Below are 16,089 nucleotides of genomic sequence, written 5' to 3' on the forward strand. Positions count from 1 at the left end.
TAACACTATCGGTCGGCTCGAGCGCCCCGCGACTTTCCGCACGCTGAGTTGCACCGCCTCATTGATGTCGCGTTTAATGCATGATTAGAGCGTTACACGGATGGATTGGGTGCTGATGGGTCGGATTCCGCACGGTGCGTCGTCGCTGTATCTCGCAGGCGGGGTGACGTTCCTCAACGCCTATGAGGCCGTCTTCGACGCGATGCTCGAGGGCTGGAGGATGCAGCAGATCGGGGGCCGTCGCCTCAAGGAGGACTCGGTCGCGCGCGCTCTTGGCGTGGTGCGGAGATTCGAGGCCTACGCGGGCAAGAAGCCGTGGGAGTGGTCAGCAGGAGACTTCGACGAGTGGATGACTCTGCTGGTTTCGCAGCGGCAGGTGGAGGCGTCGACGATTCGGTCGTATCAGGGCGCGATCCGCACGTTCTGCGACTACATCTGCTCGCCGCACTATGGCTGGGTCGACGAGTGCATGGAGCGTTTCGGGACGCATCCGGTTCAGGTCTGCCATGAGTGGAACACGCTCGCGCACCTGCAGGATTACGAGGGCAAACCAGGCCGACGCCCGTTGACGAGGTCTGAGTTGCAGCGCCTCCTGGATCATGCGGATGCGGAGGTGTCGCGGTTGCTCGACGAGCATCGCAAGGGTGCGTTGCCGGCGTTCCGGGACGCGACGCTCTTCAAGGTCGTCTACGCCTGGGGTATGCGCGCGAGCGAGGCGGTCGGGCTGGACGTGACTGACTTCTACCGGAACCCGAAGGCCCCGCAGTTCGGGGAGTTCGGCGTGATGCAGATCCGCCACGGGAAGTCCTCGCGGGGCGGACCGCCGAAGCGGCGGGCCGTCGTGTCCTTGTTCGACTGGGCGGTCGATGCTCTCCAGGACTATGTCCAGCAGGTGCGCCCGCTGATGGTCCGTGATGGCTCGACGGCGCTCTGGGTCTCGGAGCGCGGGACGAGGCTGCGTACCCGGGAGCTCTCGTCGCGGTTCGCCGCCTATCGGACGGCGCTGGGCCTGGATGAGATGCTGACGCCGCACGCCTTGCGTCACTCCTACGTGACGCATCTGATCGAGTCGGGCGTCGATCCCGGGTTCGTGCAACGCCAGGTCGGGCACCTGCACCAGTCGACGACGGCGATCTACACCGGGGTGAGCGCGGACTACATGAACACGATGATGAGTCAGGCGATCGAGAAGACGCGGCTGCGACCGCGCGATGAGGAAGGGACAGGGCGATGAGACTGATCGGGTTTGAGTGGAGGCTTCGGGAGGTGATGGCGGCGGCGGGGATGTTCTCGACGACGAAGCTGGTTCCGCTGCTGGAAGAGCGCGGCGTCTACTTGTCGACGAGCCAGGTCTATCGGCTCGCTGCGGAGAAGCCGGAGCGGATGAACATGCAGGCGCTGGTCGCGCTGCTGGACATCTTCGACTGCACGTTCGAGGAGCTCGCGCCTCGGGTCGTCCTCGGCGGCGCGGCCGCCGCGACCGGCACGGCCGATCCTGGACCGGAGCGGGGCGACTCGGCGACGAACCGGCTCCGGGAGTCGGGCCTGAAGCCGCGCAGGGCGCAGATTCTCCCGCCGGATGCATGATCCGGTCTTCGCCGCGCTGACCGCGCAGATCGCCGCCGTCGAACGGGTCCTCTCGCGTGAGCGGATCGCTGAGATCGTGATCGGGTCGTTCCAGCAGCTGCCGGTCGCCCGCCGGACCCTGGACCTGGTCACCACGACACCGGGCCTTCTCACCGCCGCGGACCCGCAGACCACTCCCGCTCTGGCGAGCTTGCTGCTGCGCCTGCACGAGGCCGGAGCGCGCACCGTCCAGCCGCCGCGATGCGCACACTGCGGGGCGCTGCGGCAGCTGCTACAGGTCACACCGACCGGGCGGATCTGCGCCCCTTGCGGACGCCGTCTCGCGGCCACGAGCGGGCTCTGCGGTCGTTGCGGTCAGGAACGTCGCCTGCAGCCGGGGCCTGGTGAGACCGCGTACTGCAAGCGGTGCTGGGCCGAGATGAAGCCCGAGGCGGGTGATCGGATCGTCGAGGAGGTCCGCCGTCACCGCCGGGTCGCGGCCGTGATCGTCCGACGCGCGCTGGAGCAGATGGCGGCCACGGAGCGGGATCGCCGAGTGCGTCTCCTGCTCGAGCTGCAGATCCACGGCGCGAGTTGGTTTGTGGACCCCGCAGCGGGGTCAGCGTTGTTCGGCATCTTCTACGACCTGCTGCACCGGGGCGGCGCACGTCTGCCGGAGCGGCGCTGCAGGGGTTGCGGGACCACACGCACGCTCACCGAGCGCGTCGAGGGGCGGGTGAGCTGCCGACGCTGCTACCGGATCGCGCACCACGCCGTCTGCGACGGCTGCGGCGACGTCACCAATTTGGAGCGCGTGCTCTCCGACGGTCGCCGCCTCTGCCAGCGCTGCACGAACAGGCTCCCCGATGAGAACGCCACCTGCGTGAGCTGCGGCAACCATCGCCTGATCGCCTACCGCAGCCCCGACGGCCCGCTCTGTTCAACCTGTCGAGGATCGTCCCGGCAGGACACCTGCACGGTCTGCGGGGAGGTCAGGGCCTGCTTGTTCCATGGCAGCGAGAAGGCGATCTGCAAGCCCTGCTCCGACGAGGCGAGTGTCGATGTCTGCACGATCTGCGGGAACGAGCGGCAATGCCGCTGGGCGGGCACCGCACGGGCTACCTGCGAGCAGTGCGCCAACCCTCGCCAACCCTGCGTGAGCTGCGGGGAGGTCCGGTTGCGCCACCGACGCGCCGAAGATGGCTCCGGCTACCTCTGCTGGGCCTGCGTCCCGCCGATTATCGAGACCTGCACGAGCTGCGGCGACGACCGGCTCGTGAATGGTCGGATCGAGGGCCGTCCGTTCTGCCCGCTCTGCTACCCCCGCCAGCCAGAGTCGTTCCGCCCCTGCACGAGTTGCGGGACCGTGACCCGGTTGATCGCGAAGCTCTGCCCGCACTGTCGCGCCGACCAAATGATCCGCGAGATGATCCCCGACGACCTCGCAGCCTCCGACGCTCGGATCGCTCACCTGCGCGAGCGGTGGTTCCAGGGTGCTCCCTCGAAGATTATCTACGCCTTCGAGCGCGGTACCGTCGCCTGCACCCTGATCACCCGGGTTCTCGCCGATCCGCGCCTGTGCACCCACGCCTACCTCGACGAGGCCGGATCCGAGTTCCAGACCCGAGCAGTCCGGTCCGTGCTCATCGATCATGGGCTGCTGCCACCGCGGGACGAGCTGCTCGCCCGGTTCGAACTCTGGCTCCCTGATGCACTTGCCGAGATCCCCGACCCGAGCGAGCGACGCACCGTCACCCAGTATGCGCGCTGGCGGCACCTTCGCGCGTTGCGACGGAACACGATGCCCTCCCGCTCAGGACAGCTGTCCTGGCGACGGATCGAGATTATGGGGATCATCGAGCTCCTGGCGTGGGTTCACGGTCGCAGCGGCTCGCTCGCATCACTCGCCCAGGCAGACGTCGATGAATGGCTCGCCGGCGGCCCCCGCCCGTTCCTGCACCATTTCCTGACATGGGCGGGACGGGACGGAAGTTCCCGCCGGCTCGCGGCCCCACGCCCGTCGTCCGGAGGCCTGAATCCGCAGGCGCTGAGCGACGACGAACGCTGGCGATTGTTCGCCGACGTCACCTCCGACGCGTCCATCGATCCGCATACGAGGTTCGCCGCGGGGCTGATGCTCATGTTCGGCGTCCGCGCAGCGAAGATCGTCCAGCTGCGTGCGGAGGACGTCGCCGTCACCGATCAGGCCGTGATCGTCCGTCTCGGGACGGAACCTCTCGTGCTCCCTGCCGAGCTCGCCCCGGCCGCCGCCGGAGCGGCCAGCAATCGCACCGCGCCCCGGATGTTCGTGGAGAGCATCGAACAGGAGTGGGTCTATCCGGGAGCCCGCGCCGGCCATCATATGGCACCCGACACGCTCAACAGCCGGCTCCGCGCCGTCGGCATCCCTCCACGACTAGCACGCACCAGCGCGTTGATCGCCCTCGCGCAGGAACTCCCACCAGTCGTTCTCAGTCGCCTGACGGGGTTGGACATCTCCTCCGCAATCGCCTGGTCCAACGCGATCGGCGCGAACAACAACGCCTACGCCACCGCAGTCATCGAACGAGTCGGCATGCCTTTGCCGACTCTCTGAACCATGACCCTACGCCCTGTCAGCGGAGTCCTTGGACGGTCGGCTTCGGCTATAGGTATCGGCATACGTCGACAGAACTACATGTGTCGGGTTCGACGTGTTCGGCGTGGTCGCGGAGCCCGGCGAGGGTGTTGCGCAGGTCGTTGAGCTGCGCGATCTGCTGGTCGATATCGGCGAGCCTCGTATCGAGCAGGTCCCGGACGTGACCGCAGGGTGCTTGACCGTGGTCGCGGATGTCGAGGATCTGCCGGATTTGGGCGAGTGTGAGGCCTGCGGCTTGCCCGCGGTGGATGAAGCCGATCCGAGTGAGGGCATCGGCCGTGTAGTCGCGGTAGCCTGCGGGTGTCCGCTCGGCGGACGGTAGGAGCCCTTGGTCTTCGTAGAACCGCAGCGTTTTCGTGGTCGTGCCGGCCGCGTCGGCGAGTTCTCCGATCCGCATGTTCCTCGCTCCTCTGCGCATGTTGCACGCACCTCTTGACCTTCCCCCATGCTGGAAGGTTCATGATGACTGTATCAGCAGGATTTTCAGTACTCCAGGGAGGAATCGGATGCAGTCGACGTTTGATCTCGCGATTGTCGGGTCGGGTGGCGGGGCGTTCGCCGCCGCGATCCGCGCCACGATGCTGGGTAAGTCGGTGGTGATGATCGAGCGTGGCACGTTCGGTGGCACGTGTGTGAACACCGGATGCGTACCGTCCAAGGCGCTGCTCGCGGCCGCTGAGGCACGCCATGTGGCCGCCGACGCCGGTTCCCGGTTCCCGGGGATCGCCGCCACCGCGGACCTGGTGGACATGCCGGCGCTGATCGCCGGGAAGCAGGATCTGGTGGAGGCGATGCGGAGCGAGAAGTACGTCGACGTGGCCGATGCCTACGGCTGGCAGAACCATCAGGGTGATGCGGCCTTTGCCGGCACCCCGGATGCACCGGTGCTGGAAGTCACGGCCGCGGACGGCAGGGTCGAAACGGTCGAGGCGGCGCATTACCTGATCGCCACGGGCGCGCGCCCCTGGGCCCCACCGATCGAAGGGCTGGACGGGGTCGACTTCCTGACCTCGACATCGGCGATGGAGTTGGACAAGGTCCCGGACTCGCTGCTGGTGCTCGGCGGTGGCTATGTGGCACTGGAGATGGCCCAGTTGTTCGCCCGGCTCGGCGCGAAGGTGACCCTCCTGGTGCGGTCCCGGCTGGCGTCGAAGGAGGAGCCAGAGGTCTCCAAAGCGTTGCAGGAGGTCTTCGCCGACGAGGGCATCCGGGTGGTCCGCCGCGCTGTTCCCACACGCGTGGCCCGGGACGTGGCGACCGGTCAGATCGTCGTCACGGCCGAAGTCTTGGGCAGTAAGCAGGAGTTCCGTGCCGACGAGATCCTCGTCGCGCTCGGACGCCGCCCGGTCACGCAGGGTCTCAACCTGGATGTAGTGGGAGTGAATACCGGCGACGCCGGGCAGGTCCTAGTCACCGGCGACCTGCAGTCCTCGAATCCTCGCGTGTGGGCGGCCGGGGATGCGACCGGGCATCCCGAGTTCGTCTACGTCGCCGCCCGGCACGGCACGATGGTCGCCGAGAACGCCTTCGCCGATGCACACGAGTCCGTCGACTACACGCGGATGCCGCGTGTCACGTTCACCAGTCCCGCGATCGGCTCGGTCGGGATGACCGAGAAGGAAGTCCTCGCGGCCGGGATCCGCTGCGACTGCCGCGTCCTTCCCCTGGAGTACGTGCCGCGGGCGGTCGTGAACCGAGACACCCGCGGGTTCATCAAGATGGTCGCCAACGCCGACACCGGTGAGATTCTCGGCCTCACCGCCGTCGCCCGGGACGCCGGCGAGCTCGCCGCCGCGGGCGTCCATATCCTCGGTAAGACCATCACGGAGGTCGCCGACGCGTGGGCCCCGTACCTGACCATGGCCGAGGGCATCCGCATCGTCGCGAAAGCCTTCACCACCGACGTCTCGATGCTGTCCTGCTGCGCCTGAGCACGGACCAACCCGCTTCATCACCCACGAAACCGGAGAAAATGCCCATGACTGACCTCACGACCGATCTGTCCGACCGGCTCGCCCGATTCGATGAAGAAGCCCTGCTGGTCCCGTTGCTGCGACTACTCGTCGACGGTGACCCGGTCACCATCGACGACCTCGCGGGCGCCGTAAAGCTCCCCGTCGACGAGGTCCGAGCCCGCCTGGCCGCTACGCCGGACACCGAGTACGACGGCCAGGGCCGGATCATCGGCCAGGGCCTCACCTTGCGCCCCACCAGGCACCGGTTCACCGTCTCCGGTGAAGAGCTCTACACCTGGTGCGCGTTCGACACCCTGATCTTCCCCGCCCTCCTGGACCGCCCCGCCCGCATCGAGTCGATCTCCCCAACCAGCGGCGACACGATCCGGGTGAGCGTCGACCCGACCGTCGGCGTCACCAGTGTCGAACCGGCGACCGCGGTGATGTCCCTCGTGAATGCCGCAGACACGCCATCGATCCGCTCCTCGTTCTGCAACCAGGTCCACTACTTCACCTCCCCGCAGGACGCTGCCAGCTGGCTCACCGAACACCCCGGCGCGCAGACCCTCCCCGTCAGCGACGCCTTCGAGCTCGGTCGCACCGTGATCACCGGGATTCTCGAGCGGCCCCAGCCCGCTCGCAGCGTCGAGCCGTCCAGCAACTGCTGCGGACCCGAGACCTGCTGCTGAACGGCATACGAAATCGAGGCTCAATAGCGCGAGGCTCAATAACGCGCGCTACCAATATCTCGGCCCAGCGGTGAGAAGACCGGGATCGCCGCGAACCCAGAGTACGGACGGCGCATGGTCGCCCAGCTCATCCAGTGCCGTCGGCCACTGCGCGTCACCGGGAACCAATAGAGCGGCTCCGACATGTCCGGCCGCGCGCAGCACGTCGCCGACCGCCCGCAGGTCAGCGCGCGGCCGCCAGCGCGCTCGGGCCTCCGCAAGGGCTCGGGAGGTCCGCTCGGTCGCTGCCGGTAGCCGGTCTGTGCCGTGCTCACCGTCGAGAGCAAAACGGAGGGCCGCGCCGGCACCGAGGTCCGCGATGAGCGCGCCGGCCACGCCGTCGCCCGGTTCGGCGATGAGCGACCATGCCGCTCGCGCGATGTCTTCCTCCGTGTCGCCGTCGGGGCGCAGCGCACGTAGTGCCGCGATCGTCGCGGCATCGTCGAGCAGCGAATCCATCATGGGGTCAGTCCTCTCTTCAGGAACAGTGCGCGTCCGACCTCGTCTCGTCCGGGTCTTCCAATCCCACTGAGGTCTGCCATCGTCCAGGCCAGTCGCAACACGCGGTCGTATCCGCGCAGGGTCAACGCACCGCGCTCGAGCGCGCGATCCAACGGCGCCCGCGCATCGCGCTCCAGGCGCAGTGCTCCCTGCCGAAGCCACGTCCCCGGAACCTCGGCGTTGCAGCGCCACGGCGTCCCCGACCAGCGTTCTGCGGCGCATGCGCGCGCGACCAGCACCTGAGCGCGTGCGTCCGCACTGCTCACCTCAGCGCTGACGCCCGATGTCGCGCGGGACGCCGCGACTCGCGCGACCTGCAGTTCGATGTCGATACGGTCCCGGAGCGGTCCTGAGAGCCGCGAGGCATAGCGCCTGATCGCCATCGGCGGGCAGATGCATTCAGCGCCCCGGATCCCGTAGTTGCCGCAGGGACAGGGGTTCATCGCCAGGATCAGTTGGAAGCGGGCCGGGAACGACGCCGTGAATCCTGCTCTGCTCACCTCGATCGTGCCGGACTCCAGCGGCTGGCGCAGGGCGTCGAGCGCGACGCGCGAGAATTCTGCGGCTTCGTCCAAGAAGAGGATCCCGCGGTGCGCCCGCACGATCGCTCCCGGCCTGGCCACCCGGGACCCACCGCCGACCAGCGCCGCCACCGATGCGCTGTGATGCGGCGACTCCAATGGCGGGAGCAACTCGAGGGCGGTGATCGCCTCACCGGTGAGTGAGCGGATCGACGCCACCTCGAGCCCCTCGGCTTCAGTGAGTTGCGGGAGGATTCCCGGAAGGCGCCGTGCGAGCATCGTCTTGCCTGCGCCGGGGGGTCCGCTGAGGAGCATGTGATGCCCACCCGCGGCCGCGACGATCAGAGCGTGGACCGCGTCCTCCTGGCCGACCACATCGGCGAGGTCGATCATCTCATCCTCGACGACCGTCCGAGATGCCATGCCGACCGGATCCACCTCCGGAACCTCGACATCCGCGCCATGCCACGCCGCGACTTGCGCGAGAGACGCTGCGGCGCGAATCTCGATGCCCGGCACCAACCGTGCTTCGGCCTCATTCGCGTGCGGCACGATCACCTGCTCGTATCCCGCCCTCGCCGCTGCGAACACGGCCGGAAGCACTCCGGGCACCGGACGGATGCGACCATCCAGCCCCAGCTCACCGATGTGGACTGTCCGTCCGATCGAGCGCCGGTCCACCGATCCCCCGGCAGCGAGCGTCGACATCGCGATCCCCAGATCGAAACCGGATCCGTGTTTGGGAAGGCTCGCCGGCGACAGATTGACCGTCAGCCGGCGTCGCGGAAGGTCGAGTCCGGCGTTCTTGCAGGCGTTGTGCACGCGCTGCACCGCCTCGCCGAGTGACTTGTCCGGCAGCCCGATGATCTTGAACTCCGGCGTCTGATTGGACAGATCGGCCTCGACTTCGACCAGATGCCCGTCCACACCAGTCAGCGCGACCGCCCACGTCCGAGCTGTCTTCACGACAGGTCCACCAGATGCTCGAGTTCGCCGCACGCGGGATCAGCACCGATGATGCCGATGGCTTCCAGCCGGACCGAGCGCGCACGTGCGAGATCAGGATGCGCCTCGACCCAGGCATGCGCCAACTGCCACAGTCTCCGGCGTTTGCGTCCGTCGATCGCCTCGAACGGATGCCCAAAGGCGGCCGACCGACGAGTCTTCACCTCGATGACCGCGAGATGCGCGCCTCGCACCGCCACGATGTCGAGCTCGCCCTGTGCGCACCGCCAGTTGCGGTCCAGCACCGTGTACCCGAGGTCGATCAGGTGCCGTGCGGCCCGTTCTTCACCGGCTCTGCCGAGGTCATCCTTCGCTGCCATGACGACAGCATCGTCTGCGAGAATGACTCAGCGAGCCCGAATCAGAGCGTGATCACGGCCGATGCGGAAAGGTCGTGAAAGCGGCATCCTGTGCAGAAGTGGTCGCCTCACCGGCCGGCACGGACGAGGGGTCACTCTCCGTCGAGGGAGAGCTCCTGCGGCAGTTCGAACTCTCGGCGCTGGAGCTCTTCGACGTTGACGTCCTTGAACGTGAGAACTCGGACCGCCTTGACGAATCTGTCTGCGCGGTAGATGTCCCACACCCATACGTCGGTCATGGAGATCTCGAAGTAGAAGTCGTGCTCGGTGTCACGGCGGACGACATTCACCTCGTTCGCCAGATAGAACCGGCGTTCGGTCTCGACGACGTACTGGAACTGCGACACGACGTCCCGGTACTCCCGGAACAGCGCAAGCTCGAGCTCGCGGTCGTAGTCGTCGAAGGCTTCCTCATCCATGATGACTCCATCCTAGGAGGCTTGCCGCTCCCCCGCCGCCTCGACGGCCCGGACGGTGCATCAGAACAGGGTGGGGGCGTCCGTGATCGCCCACGATGCACGGTGATACGGGGACAGCCCGAGCGCCCGGATCGCGTCCCGGTGCTCCGCACTGGCGTAGCCCTTGTTCCGGTCCCATTGGTACATCGGGTAGGTCTCGTGCAGGTCTGTCATCAGGCTGTCCCTGGCGACTTTCGCGATCACCGATGCTGCTGACACCGAAGCGCAGTCCCGGTCTGCCTTGATCACCGGGCGCACTCGGAGCGGCTCCGGATGGACCGCGGAGAGGTAGTCGTGGTTGCCGTCGAGGATGACCAGTGCGTTCTGCAGCGCCGCGCCCTGATCCACGACGCTCTGCACCGCCCGCGATGCGGCGAGCCCCAGCGCACGCATGATGCCGACCTCGTCGACCTCCGCCGCGGTCGCCCAGCCCACAGCCGACGCCTGCACCCACGCGGCAGCGCGCATGGCGACGTCCGGCCGCCGCTTCTCCGTGACGAGCTTCGAGTCGCGGAGCCCCTCCGGCACGCGCCGACGCGCCCCTGCAGCATCCATCACCGCCGCACCGACCGCGACAGGGCCGGCCAGCGCGCCGCGGCCGACCTCATCCAGCGAGATGATCAGCTCGCATTCGGAGAGCAGCGAGCGTTCGAGGGTGAGTTTCGGTGCGACGACGGTCATTCCGGATCCGGAACGCCGTTGAAGCTGTCGTGGTGGCCGTCGATGGTGCCAAGGCGATCCAGTGGCCAGGTCGTGAAGAAGGCCTTGCCGACGACGTTCGGCAACGGCACGAAGCCGCCGCTGGGCAGCTCTTGGTGCGCCCGTGAGTCACGTGAGCGATCACGGTTGTCGCCCAGCAGCCAGAGGGAGTCGTCCGGTACGACGACGTCGAAAGCCTCATTCGAGGCCGCGGTGTCTCCCTGGGGCAGATTGAGGTAGTCGAGTTCGTCGATCGGTGCGCCGTTGACGGTGATCTGACCGAGCGCGTTGCAGCAGACGACATGGTCGCCCGGCAGGCCGATCACACGCTTGACCAGGTGGTCCTGGGCATCGGAGGTGGAGAGACCGACGAAAGTCAGAACCCAGTCGACTGCTTCGACGAGTGGCGGACGCGCCGGTGTCTGCGGCTGTGCGGCCAGCCAGCCGCCCGGGTCTTTGAACACGACGATGTCGCCGCGCTCGTAGTCGGTCCAACGCGGTGTGAGCTCGTCGACGAGGATCCGGTCGTTGATCAGGAGCGTGCGCTCCATCGAGGCCGACGGGATGTAGAACGAACGCACGACGAAGGTCTTCACCACGAACGAAACGAGCGCCGCGATGACGATGATGACCACAACGTCGCGGAGGAAGACAAGAACCCCTCGTCGCCGTCTGGTTGCGGCCGCGCGGGCGGAGTCAGTCGTCATCAGTTTCCTTCACCGGTGGAGCACCGTTCTGAGACGGCACATACAAGGGTCGCATATCTCGGACACAACAAAGCACCCCGGGACATCGTGTCCCGGGGTGCTTTGAAAAGTCTGCGCGTCAGTGGTTGTCGCGCTTCTCCTTGATCTTCGCCTTCTTGCCGCGGAGGTTGCGGAGGTAGTACAGCTTCGCGCGGCGCACGTCACCACGGGTGACGACCTCGATGTGGTCGATCACCGGGCTGTGCACCGGGAAGGTACGCTCGACGCCCACCTGGAAGCTGATCTTGCGGACCGTGAAGGTCTCGCGCACGCCGTCGCCCTGGCGGCCGATGACGACCCCCTGGAAGACCTGGATACGGGAGCGGTTGCCCTCGGTGATGTTCACGTGCACCTTGACGTTGTCACCGGGGTGGAACTCAGGGATGTCGGAACGAAGGGAAGCCGCGTCTACGGCGTCGAGGATCTGCATGATCGTCTCTCTCTGCACTCGCCACAGGTCGGATGCATGATGCTGGAAGGAACAAGAATGGGTATGTGCCGCACGGTGCAATCGCGTCCGCGGACTCCCCTGAGGCAGAGCCGGTCACGGCACAAGGACCTATTCTGCCATGGATGCCGCACGCGGCCAAACCACGGGTCAGCGGTCAGCTGCCGGCTTCTCCTGAATGATGAAGACTTCGCCGTCCGCGGTCGACCTCGTCGGGGTCGTCGGGACGTCTGCAGGCGCATCGACGGTCGCCGTGGTGAAGTATCGGATGCTGGCGCCGCTGCCCTTCGCCTCACTCCACAACTGCCACAGCATCAACCAGAACAGCGCGATTCCGACCACGATCGCACCGGTCAGCAGGAGGCCGAACCACGCCTGCGGGAAGAACCCGATCGCGATGGTGAGGCCATGCCAGAGCGTGAATCCGGCCACGTCCCACCACGACACCGCGCGTTCGACGCGCACGGACGGCCGCGATCGGACCAGCAGCGTCAGCAGGAGCTGTCCGATGAACACGGCTGGCATCGAGATCAGCAGGAGCAGGAACGCCCAACCGCCGGCGCCGGTCACTCCCCAGCCGATCAGAAGCCACAGCGGCAGCAGGAACGCCGCCGGAAGGAGCCAGCGGAAGAAAGCCTGTCGCAACCACATACCGCGATGCTACGCCGCTGAAACCTCCCGATCACCGGATTTCGCTGAGAGCTTCCGGTCAACCACCGCGCGCTGATCGGCGAGAATGGAGGGGACGAGAGGAAACCCGATGATCGAACTGCGCACCCCTGCTGAGATCGACGAGATGCGCGCCGCCGGACGATTCGTGGCCGAGACGCTGGCGACGTTGCGCGACGAGACGAAGGTGGGCACGAATCTCCTGTCGATCGACCGCCGCGCGCACGACATGATCCGCAAGGCGGGAGCGGAGTCCTGCTACATCGACTACCACCCGTCCTTCGGAGCGAGCCCGTTCGGCAAGGTCATCTGCACCTCCGTCAACGACGCGGTGCTGCACGGTCTCCCCCATGACTACACACTGCGCGATGGTGACCTCGTGTCCCTCGACTTCGCGGTCTCGGTCGACGGCTGGGTCGCTGACTCGGCGGTGTCGTTCGTCGTCGGCACGCCACGCGACGAGGATCTGCGACTCATCGACACGACGGAACGCGCGCTGGATGCGGCCATCGCCGCCGCTGTCATCGGAAACCGGATCGGCGACATCTCGGCATCCATCGCCGCCGTCGCCCACGGCGAGGGCTACTCGATCAACACCGACTTCGGCGGACACGGCGTCGGTCGAATCATGCACGGCGACCCACACATTCCCAACGACGGCCGTCCCGGCCGGGGCTTTCCGCTGCGCGCTGGGCTGGTCTTCGCGCTGGAGCCGTGGCTCCTGGCGACGACCGATGAGCTCGTCACCGACCCGGACGGCTGGACTCTGCGCAGCGCGGACGGCTCCCGCGGCTCTCATTCCGAGCACACGGTCGCGGTCACCGAAGACGGGCCGATCATCCTCACCGACCGCTCGTTCCTCGGCGTCGACTGATCCGCTTCACGCCGGATCCGCGGGCAGCCACGCCCCCATTGGGCTGGAGTGGCCAAATCCGCATGTATGCCATTCTGGGTGCATGATCCCGCAGGACCGCCATGTGCCGGAGCGTTTGTATCTTGCCCGCCACGGCCAGACGGTCTGGAATCGCGAGCACCGCCTCCAAGGACAACTCGACTCTCCTCTCACTGCCGACGGCATCGCTCAGGCCGAAACCCTCGTGAAGCGACTGTCGGGCCTCGGCATCCGTACCGTCTGCTCCAGTCCGCTCGGCCGTGCGCTGCGAACGGCCGTCATTGTCGCCGAAGGAATCGGCGCGGATCTCATCCAAGTGCCAGAACTCGCCGAGATCCATCACGGAGACATGGCGGGCATGACCTGGGACGAGATCGACACGGCTTTTCCCGGCGCCCGAGAAGATCGTGCGGCCAATCGGTACGGATGGTCGTTTCCGGGCGGAGAGAGCTACGCGCAGGCGCGCGGTCGAGCTCGCGCCGCGCTGACGGCGTGCGGATGGGCTGCGGACAGCCCGCCGCTGCTCGTGTCGCACGAGATGATCGGACGGATGCTGCGTGCCGAAATGCGCGGCCTCGATCCTGCGCACGCCTTGGCGTTGCGGCATCCACCCGGCGTCGTCATCGAGATCGACCGCCGCACCGAGCGCATGCTCTGAGGGGCGCTCAGGCGAAGACGGCGAGCCCGCTCGGTCGCGCCTGGTGGAGGACCGACGTCACCGGCTTGCCGCGCGCCTCCTCGAACAGCTCCGTTGCGAAGTTCCGGAGTTCCTGCACCGAATCAGCGTCGTCCGAACCGCACACCAGCAGTTCCACGCGGGTCGGCGCGCAGACGATCGCTGCACCTGTGAGATCGATTTCGGAGAGCCACAGCTCCGGCGTGAGCACCAGTGAGCAGGCGAGGTCCGGCTCGGACGGCGTGTGGAGCCGGAAACGCCCGTTGCCGCCCTCGATCGCGACATCGGATCCGACCCGGGCGACCATGTTCCGAAGCGCCGTTGAGTGCAGAGCATCCGCTCCGCCGAAATCCGCGACCTGACCGCCCTGGACGAGTTCCCACGTTCCCTCAGGGTCGACGGCGTAGGTGACCCACAGCTCCTCCGAGATGGACGTCGCGAACGGCCTGGCCTCGTCCGGGAATCCAGGGATCCGGCTGAACGTCTCCTCGTTCGCCTCCATCCAGGCCCGGCCGGCGATGAGCGGTACGACGAGCTCGGACGGTGGTACCGTTGCCGCGGACGACGGTGCGGCTTCCTTCTTCTTCCTGCTGAACAGTCCCATGCGTTCCCCCTCCGGCGCCGATGCAGGCCCTCAGCAGGGCCCGCTTCTCGATCTTAGACAGGGGGACGACTCAGCGCGGTGGCTGCTCGTCGCCGAGGAGATCCGGCCGACGACGTCGTGTCCGCTCGATCTGCTGATCACGTCGCCATGCGGCAATGGCCCCGTGGTTGCCGCTGAGCAGGATGCTCGGTACGGCATGTTCGCGCCAGACCGACGGCTTCGTATACGAGGGGTACTCGAGCAGTCCGTCCTCATGGGACTCTTCGACAAGACTCTCTGGATTGCCGACGACCCCGGGCACGAGTCGACCGATGGCTTCGATCATCGCCATCGTGGCGACCTCACCACCGTTGAGGACGTAGTCACCGAGGCTGATCAGACGGACCTCTCCGAGCGAGCCAGCGAAGTCGAAGACACGCTCGTCGATGCCCTCGTAGCGGCCACAGCCGAACACGAGATGCTCTCTGGTGGCCAGTTCGCGCGCGGTCTTCTGCGTGAAGACCTCGCCGGCCGGCGACGGGAAGATGATCGTCGGAGCGTCGCTTCCACGAGTGACCTCGTCGAGTGCCAGTCCCCACGGCTCCGGCTTCATGACCATGCCGGCACCGCCACCGTATGGCGTGTCGTCCACGGTGCGATGACGGTCGCTGGTCCAGTCGCGCAGGTCCCGCACCCGGAGGTCGAGAATGCCGGATTCCTGCGCCTTCCCGAGCAACGAGAGGGTCAACCCATCGAAGTACGACGGGAAGATGGAGAGAACATCTATGCGCACAACGGCACCTGTCCCGGGCCTACTCGGCGGATTCGGCGTCCGCGGTGTCCGCCTGATCGTCTTCGGCGGCATCCGGGAGCTCTTCGAAGAGTCCGGGAGGAGGCGTGACGATCACGCGCCCGGCTGCGACGTCGACGGTCGGCACGATGGCCGCGACGAAGGGAACCATGATCTCGCGCTCACCGGAACGCACGATGAGGAGGTCCTGAGCGGGGAAATGCTCGACCCGCGCCACGCGACCAACGACGGTCTCATCGCGGACGACATCGAGACCGACCAACTGATGGTCGAACCAGGCGTCGTCCTCGACTTCGTCATTGTCCTGATCGATCCACAGGATCGCGCGGACGAGGCTCTCGGCGCCGCTGCGGTCATCGACGTCGTCGAAGAACACGACAGGGCTGCCGTTCATGACCCGGTACTCGCGCACAGTGATGGTCTTGCCGTGCCACGGAGATGCCTCTGGCACCTGCAACGTGAACTCGGCCCCGATGACGAAGCGTCGCTCGGGATTGTCGGTGTACAGCTCGAGCTTGAGCCCGCCCTTGAGGCCATGGGCCTTGACGAGGCGTCCGACTCGAAGCTGGTTCTTACCCTGGTTTCGCTCGTTCGGCACCACGTCAGTCGTCCGCGACGTCGACGCGGACGCGACGCCCGTCGGCAAGGGCGGTGACGAGCGTGCGCAGGGCCTTCGCGGTGCGGCCGCCGCGCCCGATCACGCGTCCACGGTCATCGGGGTGCACACGCACCTCGAGGAGGTCGCCTCGCGGCGACGCGGAAGCGTGGATCTGGACATCCTCCGGGTGATCGACGATCCCCTTGACGATGTGTTCGAGCGCGGCGGCGAGCACG

20 protein-coding genes are annotated in these 16,089 nt (G+C 67.0%); 7 read left to right on the forward strand and 13 right to left on the reverse strand.

Translation table 11 applies throughout. From position 1 onward, the window contains the following. The first annotated feature begins 100 nt into the window (after positions 1-100). From MRBLWO13_RS15285 to MRBLWO13_RS15295, 3 genes are read left to right on the forward strand one after another with little or no spacing between them, the layout of a single operon-like run. A complete protein-coding gene (locus tag MRBLWO13_RS15285) occupies positions 101-1,234 on the forward strand; it encodes a tyrosine-type recombinase/integrase (protein ID WP_341974951.1) in 1,134 nt (377 codons plus the stop codon). Continuing rightward, positions 1,231-1,587: a helix-turn-helix transcriptional regulator gene (locus tag MRBLWO13_RS15290; protein ID WP_073117292.1), complete on the forward strand. Its 357-nt coding sequence runs from the start codon at positions 1,231-1,233 to the stop codon at positions 1,585-1,587. The genes MRBLWO13_RS15285 and MRBLWO13_RS15290 overlap by 4 nt, the downstream gene beginning before the upstream one ends. After that, entirely contained in the window at positions 1,580-4,162 is a 2,583-nt protein-coding gene (locus tag MRBLWO13_RS15295; protein ID WP_302792439.1) for a hypothetical protein, read from the forward strand. Before MRBLWO13_RS15290 ends, MRBLWO13_RS15295 begins: the two co-directional genes overlap by 8 nt. A gap of 49 nt (positions 4,163-4,211) precedes the next feature. On the opposite strand, the gene MRBLWO13_RS15300 is transcribed toward MRBLWO13_RS15295, so the two are convergent. Further along, on the reverse strand, positions 4,212-4,601 hold the full coding sequence (locus MRBLWO13_RS15300; protein ID WP_019157635.1) for a heavy metal-responsive transcriptional regulator: 390 nt from the start codon (positions 4,599-4,601) through the stop codon (positions 4,212-4,214). 109 nt (positions 4,602-4,710) lie between these two features. Here MRBLWO13_RS15300 and merA point away from each other — a divergent pair, with 109 nt between their 5' ends. Both merA and merB read left to right on the forward strand, forming a co-directional pair. Further along, positions 4,711-6,135, forward strand: coding sequence for a mercury(II) reductase (gene merA, locus MRBLWO13_RS15305; RefSeq protein ID WP_055990915.1), 1,425 nt, complete (start codon positions 4,711-4,713; stop codon positions 6,133-6,135). 47 nt (positions 6,136-6,182) lie between these two features. Continuing rightward, positions 6,183-6,848 carry an organomercurial lyase MerB gene (merB, locus tag MRBLWO13_RS15310; RefSeq protein WP_055990918.1) on the forward strand — a complete coding sequence of 222 codons (666 nt, stop codon included), beginning with the start codon at positions 6,183-6,185 and terminating at the stop codon, positions 6,846-6,848. 48 nt (positions 6,849-6,896) lie between these two features. Here the strand turns inward: merB and MRBLWO13_RS15315 are convergent, their stop codons facing one another. The 8 genes from MRBLWO13_RS15315 to MRBLWO13_RS15350 form a co-directional block, all read right to left on the reverse strand. After that, positions 6,897-7,349: a hypothetical protein gene (locus MRBLWO13_RS15315; protein ID WP_341974952.1), complete on the reverse strand. Its 453-nt coding sequence runs from the start codon at positions 7,347-7,349 to the stop codon at positions 6,897-6,899. Then, positions 7,346-8,875, reverse strand: coding sequence for a YifB family Mg chelatase-like AAA ATPase (locus MRBLWO13_RS15320; RefSeq protein ID WP_341974953.1), 1,530 nt, complete (start codon positions 8,873-8,875; stop codon positions 7,346-7,348). The genes MRBLWO13_RS15315 and MRBLWO13_RS15320 overlap by 4 nt, the downstream gene beginning before the upstream one ends. Beyond that, positions 8,872-9,234: a YraN family protein gene (locus tag MRBLWO13_RS15325; RefSeq protein WP_341974954.1), complete on the reverse strand. Its 363-nt coding sequence runs from the start codon at positions 9,232-9,234 to the stop codon at positions 8,872-8,874. Before MRBLWO13_RS15325 ends, MRBLWO13_RS15320 begins: the two co-directional genes overlap by 4 nt. A gap of 131 nt (positions 9,235-9,365) precedes the next feature. Beyond that, positions 9,366-9,692 carry a DUF2469 family protein gene (locus MRBLWO13_RS15330; RefSeq protein WP_017830719.1) on the reverse strand — a complete coding sequence of 109 codons (327 nt, stop codon included), beginning with the start codon at positions 9,690-9,692 and terminating at the stop codon, positions 9,366-9,368. Between the two features lie 60 nt (positions 9,693-9,752). Continuing rightward, on the reverse strand, positions 9,753-10,412 hold the full coding sequence (locus tag MRBLWO13_RS15335; protein ID WP_341974955.1) for a ribonuclease HII: 660 nt from the start codon (positions 10,410-10,412) through the stop codon (positions 9,753-9,755). Further along, entirely contained in the window at positions 10,409-11,137 is a 729-nt protein-coding gene (lepB, locus tag MRBLWO13_RS15340) for a signal peptidase I (RefSeq protein ID WP_341974956.1), read from the reverse strand. Before lepB ends, MRBLWO13_RS15335 begins: the two co-directional genes overlap by 4 nt. Before the next feature lie 118 nt (positions 11,138-11,255). Next, positions 11,256-11,606 (reverse strand): 50S ribosomal protein L19, encoded by a 351-nt coding sequence (gene rplS / locus MRBLWO13_RS15345; RefSeq protein WP_102192009.1) that lies wholly within the window; start codon positions 11,604-11,606, stop codon positions 11,256-11,258. Between the two features lie 168 nt (positions 11,607-11,774). Next, positions 11,775-12,275 (reverse strand): MFS transporter permease, encoded by a 501-nt coding sequence (locus MRBLWO13_RS15350; protein ID WP_341974957.1) that lies wholly within the window; start codon positions 12,273-12,275, stop codon positions 11,775-11,777. Positions 12,276-12,384: 109 nt separating this feature from the next. Here MRBLWO13_RS15350 and map point away from each other — a divergent pair, with 109 nt between their 5' ends. Together map and MRBLWO13_RS15360 are read left to right on the forward strand one after the other, a co-directional pair. Further along, on the forward strand, positions 12,385-13,167 hold the full coding sequence (gene map, locus MRBLWO13_RS15355; RefSeq protein WP_341974958.1) for a type I methionyl aminopeptidase: 783 nt from the start codon (positions 12,385-12,387) through the stop codon (positions 13,165-13,167). 82 nt (positions 13,168-13,249) lie between these two features. Then, entirely contained in the window at positions 13,250-13,843 is a 594-nt protein-coding gene (locus tag MRBLWO13_RS15360) for a histidine phosphatase family protein (protein ID WP_341974959.1), read from the forward strand. Between the two features lie 7 nt (positions 13,844-13,850). Here the strand turns inward: MRBLWO13_RS15360 and MRBLWO13_RS15365 are convergent, their stop codons facing one another. From MRBLWO13_RS15365 to MRBLWO13_RS15380, 4 genes are all read right to left on the reverse strand, one after another. Next, on the reverse strand, positions 13,851-14,465 hold the full coding sequence (locus tag MRBLWO13_RS15365) for a hypothetical protein (protein WP_341974960.1): 615 nt from the start codon (positions 14,463-14,465) through the stop codon (positions 13,851-13,853). Positions 14,466-14,535: 70 nt separating this feature from the next. After that, positions 14,536-15,237 carry a tRNA (guanosine(37)-N1)-methyltransferase TrmD gene (gene trmD, locus MRBLWO13_RS15370; RefSeq protein ID WP_341974961.1) on the reverse strand — a complete coding sequence of 234 codons (702 nt, stop codon included), beginning with the start codon at positions 15,235-15,237 and terminating at the stop codon, positions 14,536-14,538. 19 nt (positions 15,238-15,256) lie between these two features. Next, positions 15,257-15,856 carry a ribosome maturation factor RimM gene (gene rimM, locus MRBLWO13_RS15375; protein WP_341974962.1) on the reverse strand — a complete coding sequence of 200 codons (600 nt, stop codon included), beginning with the start codon at positions 15,854-15,856 and terminating at the stop codon, positions 15,257-15,259. 1 nt (position 15,857) lies between these two features. Then, on the reverse strand, positions 15,858-16,088 hold the full coding sequence (locus MRBLWO13_RS15380; protein ID WP_341974963.1) for an RNA-binding protein: 231 nt from the start codon (positions 16,086-16,088) through the stop codon (positions 15,858-15,860). Position 16,089 lies beyond the last annotated feature (1 nt).

It is taken from the genome of Microbacterium sp. LWO13-1.2 (genome assembly GCF_038397725.1).
Lineage (GTDB): Bacteria > Actinomycetota > Actinomycetes > Actinomycetales > Microbacteriaceae > Microbacterium.

Coding starts and splice junctions, on each gene's coding strand:
- MRBLWO13_RS15290 (WP_073117292.1), top strand. CDS start 1,231: ATGAGACTGATCGGGTTTGAGTGGAGGCTTCGGGAGGTGATGGCGGCG.
- rplS (WP_102192009.1), bottom strand. CDS start 11,606: ATGCAGATCCTCGACGCCGTAGACGCGGCTTCCCTTCGTTCCGACATC.
- map (WP_341974958.1), top strand. CDS start 12,385: ATGATCGAACTGCGCACCCCTGCTGAGATCGACGAGATGCGCGCCGCC.
- MRBLWO13_RS15295 (WP_302792439.1), top strand. CDS start 1,580: ATGCATGATCCGGTCTTCGCCGCGCTGACCGCGCAGATCGCCGCCGTC.
- MRBLWO13_RS15315 (WP_341974952.1), bottom strand. CDS start 7,349: ATGATGGATTCGCTGCTCGACGATGCCGCGACGATCGCGGCACTACGT.
- MRBLWO13_RS15335 (WP_341974955.1), bottom strand. CDS start 10,412: ATGACCGTCGTCGCACCGAAACTCACCCTCGAACGCTCGCTGCTCTCC.
- MRBLWO13_RS15350 (WP_341974957.1), bottom strand. CDS start 12,275: ATGTGGTTGCGACAGGCTTTCTTCCGCTGGCTCCTTCCGGCGGCGTTC.
- MRBLWO13_RS15300 (WP_019157635.1), bottom strand. CDS start 4,601: ATGCGGATCGGAGAACTCGCCGACGCGGCCGGCACGACCACGAAAACG.
- merB (WP_055990918.1), top strand. CDS start 6,183: ATGACTGACCTCACGACCGATCTGTCCGACCGGCTCGCCCGATTCGAT.
- MRBLWO13_RS15285 (WP_341974951.1), top strand. CDS start 101: ATGGATTGGGTGCTGATGGGTCGGATTCCGCACGGTGCGTCGTCGCTG.
- MRBLWO13_RS15325 (WP_341974954.1), bottom strand. CDS start 9,234: ATGGCAGCGAAGGATGACCTCGGCAGAGCCGGTGAAGAACGGGCCGCA.
- lepB (WP_341974956.1), bottom strand. CDS start 11,137: ATGACGACTGACTCCGCCCGCGCGGCCGCAACCAGACGGCGACGAGGG.
- merA (WP_055990915.1), top strand. CDS start 4,711: ATGCAGTCGACGTTTGATCTCGCGATTGTCGGGTCGGGTGGCGGGGCG.
- MRBLWO13_RS15365 (WP_341974960.1), bottom strand. CDS start 14,465: ATGGGACTGTTCAGCAGGAAGAAGAAGGAAGCCGCACCGTCGTCCGCG.
- MRBLWO13_RS15360 (WP_341974959.1), top strand. CDS start 13,250: ATGATCCCGCAGGACCGCCATGTGCCGGAGCGTTTGTATCTTGCCCGC.
- MRBLWO13_RS15330 (WP_017830719.1), bottom strand. CDS start 9,692: ATGGATGAGGAAGCCTTCGACGACTACGACCGCGAGCTCGAGCTTGCG.